Below are 5,286 nucleotides of genomic sequence, written 5' to 3' on the forward strand. Positions count from 1 at the left end.
ATTGGCTATAGCAGATGGTCTCTCCCAAGCCGGGAAATCACCTGAATTCTTCACAGTACGGCAACGCAGGCGTTGCTCTTACCTAGCATCTGAACCCTTTTGAACGGTCTCAGGTTCGAGGCGGCAGGTGAGTTTTGCAACAGATTTCTGGGAGACCGCCTTTTTGAATGGTCTCGGATTCGAGATGGCAGATGAGCTTTACAACAAACTTATGGGAGGATGAAGCAAATGCCAGCAGTAATAGTAATCGGTACCCAGTGGGGCGACGAAGGAAAAGGAAAAATCGTCGATTATTTGGCAGAAAAAGCGGATGTTGTCGCCAGATCCCAGGGGGGCAATAATGCCGGGCATACCGTGGTGGCCGGGGGACAAGAGTTCAAACTGCAACTTTTGCCGTCGGGTATTCTGTATAAAGGAAAAACTTGCGTGGTCGGCAATGGAGTCGTGATTGACCCGGAAGCCATACTCAAAGAGATAAAGGGCATGCAGGCCAAAGGCATCGATACTTCCGGCCTGAAAGTGTCCAATCGCGCTCATATCATTATGCCTTACCACCGGCTGTTAGATGTGGTGGAAGAAGAGTACCGGGGCGACCATAAAATCGGTACCACCAAACGGGGCATTGGCCCCTGCTATATGGATAAATATTCCCGCTCTGGAATCCGTATGGTCGATCTTTTGGATGAAGCCGAATTCTCAGAAAAACTGGAACGCAATCTGAAGGCGAAAAATCATTTGCTGAAGGCTGTATACGGAGTAGACGGCTTCGACTATGAGAGCGTCAAAAAAGAATATCTGGCCTATGCCGAGGAACTTCGGCCGTATGTCACCGACACGTCTTTGATTCTGAATCAGGCCATTGACGCCCGGCAGAAGGTACTGTTTGAAGGGGCTCAGGCCTCGCTGCTGGATATTGATCATGGAACCTATCCATATGTTACTTCCTCAAACCCGACTGCCGGCGGAATGTGCACCGGTAGCGGCGTTGGCCCGACGAAGATATCCCGAATCATAGGTGTGGCCAAAGCATACTCCACCCGGGTTGGAGAAGGACCCTTCCCCACCGAGCTGAACGATGAAATCGGCAATACCATCCGTGACCGGGCCCATGAATACGGCACGGTTACCGGCCGGCCCCGCCGCTGCGGCTGGCTGGATGCGGCGGTAGTCCGTTATGCCGGTATGGTCAGCGGCATAAACGCTCTGGCTGTGACCCGCCTGGATATCCTGGACGGGTTGGAGCGGTTAAAAGTCTGCACCGGATACAAATATCAAGGGAAAACCCTGCAGGAATATCCGGCCAGCCTGAAAATCATGGCGGAAGTTCAGCCTATCTACGAGGAACTGCCCGGCTGGAAAGAACCAATCAGCGGCATTCGCAAATATGCAGATCTGCCTCTGAATGCCCGGCGCTATGTAGAGCTCTTAAGCCAGGCTAGCGGTATCGAACTTGGTATTGTTTCGGTTGGCCCCGGACGGGAGCAGACCATTATCATGCAGGACGCATTTTAATAGGAGTTACTGTCGAAAAAACTAAAATTCCCATAAATAAATCGTTGACAAGGATATTTTTTTGCTGTATACTCTTTAAATGTGAGACATGACCCACTAGCTCAGTCGGTAGAGCACCTGACTTTTAATCAGGGTGTCCCGCGTTCGAGTCGCGGGTGGGTCACCATTTTTGGCCCGTTGGTCAAGCGGTTAAGACACCGCCCTTTCACGGCGGTATCAAGGGTTCGATTCCCTTACGGGTCACCACTTGGGCGATTAGCTCAGCCGGGAGAGCGCCTGCCTTACAAGCAGGATGTCGGCAGTTCGATCCTGTCATCGCCCACCATAAATTCCTCTTTTCTTGCGGCCCCGTGGTGTAGTGGTCTAACATGCCGCCCTGTCACGGCGGAGATCGAGGGTTCAAATCCCTTCGGGGTCGCCATTCTATATTCTGAATATAAAAGGTGAATGCCGCGGTAGCTCAGTCGGTAGAGCAGAGGACTGAAAATCCTCGTGTCGACAGTTCGATTCTGTCCTGCGGCACCATATATTGCATTTAGGATCTATAACATTAAACCCCTGCTTACTATAAGCAGGGGTTATTAGTTTAAGAATTTATTGCAAACCTATCTTTAGGCCTCGGATCCGGGGCCGTTCAAAAAGGTCCAGATACAAGGTAAGAGCAACGCCGTAGATCGGTCTTTTTCAACGGCCCCGTTTTACCAGGCCATGCGATAAGGAGTGTCCGGCGGCACCACGTAGATCTCCATTTTACGTACGCCAAAATGCACCATCTCATGATCGGTTTCCAGGCAGAGATCAATGCGGGGTCCTTTGATGGCGCTGCCTGTATCATGGGCCAGAAACCAGCCGTATTGGGGGATAAAGACCCGGGAACCCAACGGTATCACCTTGGGATCTACCGCCAATGTTTTAAACGGAATGGCCGGTCGGCCATCATAGGCCAAACCGGTACCGCTGGTCATACCGGGTTCAAAGGGAGTATAAGCGGTAGCGACCACCGTAAGGTGGCGGCCGCGAGGCTGAGGAACCGGGGTCGGCTTTTCTACCTGAAGTATGGGATTAGCATCAGGAGGCAGCATAAAATGCTCACCGGCCACGCAAGGGGATAACGCCAGGATTACTAATATGGCTATCAGCAAACAGCTCGCAAGTTTCGTTTTCATTAATTACACCTCTTCAACCTGCACTTGCAGGTGTGGATTCACTATTATCTTACCCAGAAGAGAAATACATGTAAACGTAACCGCTATATGGATTATATGGTTTTTATCTATATAAATTAGTCAAAATTGGACAGAGGAAAATGCCGAAAAGAAAAAAGAACAAGACCTGTCAGTCATTTCTTTGTCGACAAAACTACTATTGCGTTGTATTATAGTGGAAAAGATCGGGATTTTTTAAAGGAATTTCTGCGTATTTGCTAAAATTTGCAGCATATTTTTTAGAATGGCGGGATGGCAAAAGCTTTTATTGTCAATCCGGTAAAAGTTTATCGGAATAGTGTTTACAAGTTAACATAATTATGATAAAATAAATATCTGCTCCGTTATAAATGGATATAGGCATGAATTCTTGTCAGAGTACGAGGAATCGCGGCAGATCGAACGGTTTGCTGAGGAAAGTCCATGCTTCCACAACCTGGGATGGTTGTAATGATCGTGCCTATCGCAAGATAGGGCAGGAGGGCAGCGGCGCTCCTGACAACGGCCAAATCCACTCCCTGAGTGGAAAGTAGCCATAAAGTGCCACAGAAATCAGACAGGCTGGCGACGGCCTGGTGCAAGCGGTAAACTTCACGAGGAAGAAACCCAGTGTGTAGGGGAGCCTCTCAACGGGAAACAGAACTGGAGAGAGGAACGCCGTAATCGCGGCGTTAGAGAAATGATTCCATAGAACAGAAAATGGCTTACAGTTTCTGACGGAAAAACATATATGCCTATTTTGGAGTGGTACTCAAGCGGCTGAAGAGGACGGTTTGCTAAATCGTTAGGGGTCGCAAGGCCCGCCAGGGTTCAAATCCCTGCCACTCCGCCAAAAAACAACCATCTGTATATAACAGAAGCTTTTGTTATATACAGATGGTTTTCTTTACGCATGAAAAAGCCTTGCCGTACTCTTTTTCTCACGTTTTTCTTCCCGGGCGGCGCGCTGGACAGCCATCGGATCAATCAGTTATGATAGTAGTACGGATAATGGATCGGATGTGAATAACAAGATGAATCCGAAAGATTCGACGGCTATGAAGCCATTGGCAGGAATCGTCCCGGTAATCCTGGCCGGCGGCAAAAGCAGCCGGATGGGTTGGAATAAGTCCTTGGCCATAATGGGCGGCGCCAGGATTATCGAGATTGTGGCGGGCAAAGTCAGCGGGCTATTTTCCGCTCAACTGCTGCTGGTAACCAATACGCCGGATGTCTATCGTTATCTCGGGATGACCATGGTATCCGACATTTTCACCGACATGGGGCCTCTGGCAGGGATTCATGCCGCCCTGCGTCACACCACTGCGCCCGGCATTTTTGTCTGCGGCTGCGATATGCCGTTTATCAGCGAGAAATTGATCCGGCATATGGCTGGTTTGGCTCAGGACTATGATGTGGTGGTCCCGCGTCAGGATTCCGCCAGGCCGGAGCCGCTTCACGCCATCTACTCCCGGCGCTGCCTTGAGGCCATCGGGTTCTGCCTGACGCGGGGCCAGCGACGGATTGCGGCCTTTTTCCCCGAAGTTTCTGTCCGCTACATCGATGAGGCGGAAATCCGGACAGTGGCACCGGGAAGGGATATTTTCCTGAACATCAATACCCCGGCGGAATTGGAGAAGGGACGAAAACTGTGTTCAGTTGGGGATTTGCACTTTATAAATTCTCCCGATTAAGAAGAATTTCAGCATGAGGAAGGATTACGCTGAGAATTTTATATTAAAGTGAGGTAATATGTTTTTGTTTCGGGGACAGACCGGTTTTGCGTCTGAAAAAAGAGGTTACTAGGGGGAGCGTGACGCCATGCCTTTCGAAATAGTCCGCAACGACATCACCAAAATGAAGGTCGACGCCATTGTCAACGCTGCCAATACCGCGCTCCAGATGGGCGGAGGGGTCTGCGGCGCCATCTTTAAGGCTGCCGGCCAAACGGATCTGCAGGCAGCTTGCGATGCGTTAAGGCCGATTCAGACCGGCCAGGCCGTGATCACAGACGGATTTCACCTGCCCGCCAGGCATATCATCCATACGGCCGGGCCTGTATATAAAGATGGCAAACAAGGTGAAGAGGAGCTCCTGCGGTCATGCTATTTGAACTCTCTGACTCTGGCGCAGCAAAATAAATGTGAGTCTGTGGCCTTTCCCTTGATATCCGGCGGGATCTACGGATACCCAAAGGACCAGGCGCTGGCTGTCGCTACGGCGGCCATTCGCGAGTTTTTGCAAAAGAGTGACCTGACCGTCTATCTGGTTGTATTTGACAAAGGGGCGTTCACCCTTTCGGAAAAACTGCTGGGAGCAGTCAGCGCGTACATTGATGAACGCTATGTGGATGAACATCTGAGCAAAGACCGCCGCAGGAAGAAGCTGCATGAGGCAGAGGAAGAAGCCCGGGAAGACGCTGGTCTGCCTTGTCTGGAGCGGATCGAACCGGGTACGGTTCCCCAGGAAGATACGGCTAAACGCCGTCAGAAGCCGTCTGACGCTACACTGCGGGTTGGCAGAGAATTGGCCGGACCACCGGGCTCTGTATTTAGTCAATCGTCCAGGATCGACGACCTGATCGGACGCT

The 5,286-nt window shown here is 50.8% G+C and carries 4 protein-coding genes, 6 tRNA genes and 1 other RNA gene; 10 read left to right on the top strand and 1 reads right to left on the bottom strand.

What is annotated here, in order from left to right; genetic code table 11:
- The first annotated feature begins 228 nt into the window (after positions 1 to 228).
- From ALO_RS03080 to ALO_RS03105, 6 genes are all read left to right on the top strand, one after another.
- Complete coding sequence (locus tag ALO_RS03080) at positions 229 to 1,512, top strand: adenylosuccinate synthase (protein WP_004092787.1); 1,284 nt, start codon at positions 229 to 231, stop codon at positions 1,510 to 1,512.
- A gap of 90 nt (positions 1,513 to 1,602) precedes the next feature.
- Positions 1,603 to 1,678: transfer RNA gene (locus ALO_RS03085), tRNA-Lys, on the top strand.
- A gap of 5 nt (positions 1,679 to 1,683) precedes the next feature.
- Positions 1,684 to 1,758 (top strand) — tRNA-Glu (locus ALO_RS03090).
- A gap of 3 nt (positions 1,759 to 1,761) precedes the next feature.
- A tRNA-Val gene (locus ALO_RS03095) sits at positions 1,762 to 1,837 on the top strand.
- Positions 1,838 to 1,856: 19 nt separating this feature from the next.
- A tRNA-Asp gene (locus ALO_RS03100) sits at positions 1,857 to 1,933 on the top strand.
- Between the two features lie 28 nt (positions 1,934 to 1,961).
- Positions 1,962 to 2,037 (top strand) — tRNA-Phe (locus tag ALO_RS03105).
- A gap of 173 nt (positions 2,038 to 2,210) precedes the next feature.
- Here the strand turns inward: ALO_RS03105 and ALO_RS03110 are convergent.
- On the bottom strand, positions 2,211 to 2,678 hold the full coding sequence (locus ALO_RS03110; protein ID WP_004092789.1) for a 3D domain-containing protein: 468 nt from the start codon (positions 2,676 to 2,678) through the stop codon (positions 2,211 to 2,213).
- A gap of 415 nt (positions 2,679 to 3,093) precedes the next feature.
- On the opposite strand from ALO_RS03110, the gene rnpB reads away from it, so the two are divergent.
- From rnpB to ALO_RS03125, 4 genes are all read left to right on the top strand, one after another.
- An RNA gene (gene rnpB, locus ALO_RS21215) (RNase P RNA component class B) lies at positions 3,094 to 3,429 on the top strand.
- Between the two features lie 29 nt (positions 3,430 to 3,458).
- Positions 3,459 to 3,549 (top strand) — tRNA-Ser (locus ALO_RS03115).
- Between the two features lie 181 nt (positions 3,550 to 3,730).
- Complete coding sequence (mobA, locus tag ALO_RS03120) at positions 3,731 to 4,390, top strand: molybdenum cofactor guanylyltransferase (RefSeq protein ID WP_004092791.1); 660 nt, start codon at positions 3,731 to 3,733, stop codon at positions 4,388 to 4,390.
- A 127-nt stretch (positions 4,391 to 4,517) separates the two neighbouring features.
- Positions 4,518 to 5,286 (top strand): macro domain-containing protein (locus ALO_RS03125; RefSeq protein WP_004092792.1); only part of this gene is annotated, 769 nt, incomplete at its 3' end.

It is taken from the genome of Acetonema longum DSM 6540 (genome assembly GCF_000219125.1).
Taxonomy (GTDB): Bacteria; Bacillota; Negativicutes; order Sporomusales; family Acetonemataceae; genus Acetonema; species Acetonema longum.

Coding starts and splice junctions, on each gene's coding strand:
- ALO_RS03080 (WP_004092787.1), top strand. CDS start 229: ATGCCAGCAGTAATAGTAATCGGTACCCAGTGGGGCGACGAAGGAAAA.
- ALO_RS03110 (WP_004092789.1), bottom strand. CDS start 2,678: ATGAAAACGAAACTTGCGAGCTGTTTGCTGATAGCCATATTAGTAATC.
- mobA (WP_004092791.1), top strand. CDS start 3,731: ATGAATCCGAAAGATTCGACGGCTATGAAGCCATTGGCAGGAATCGTC.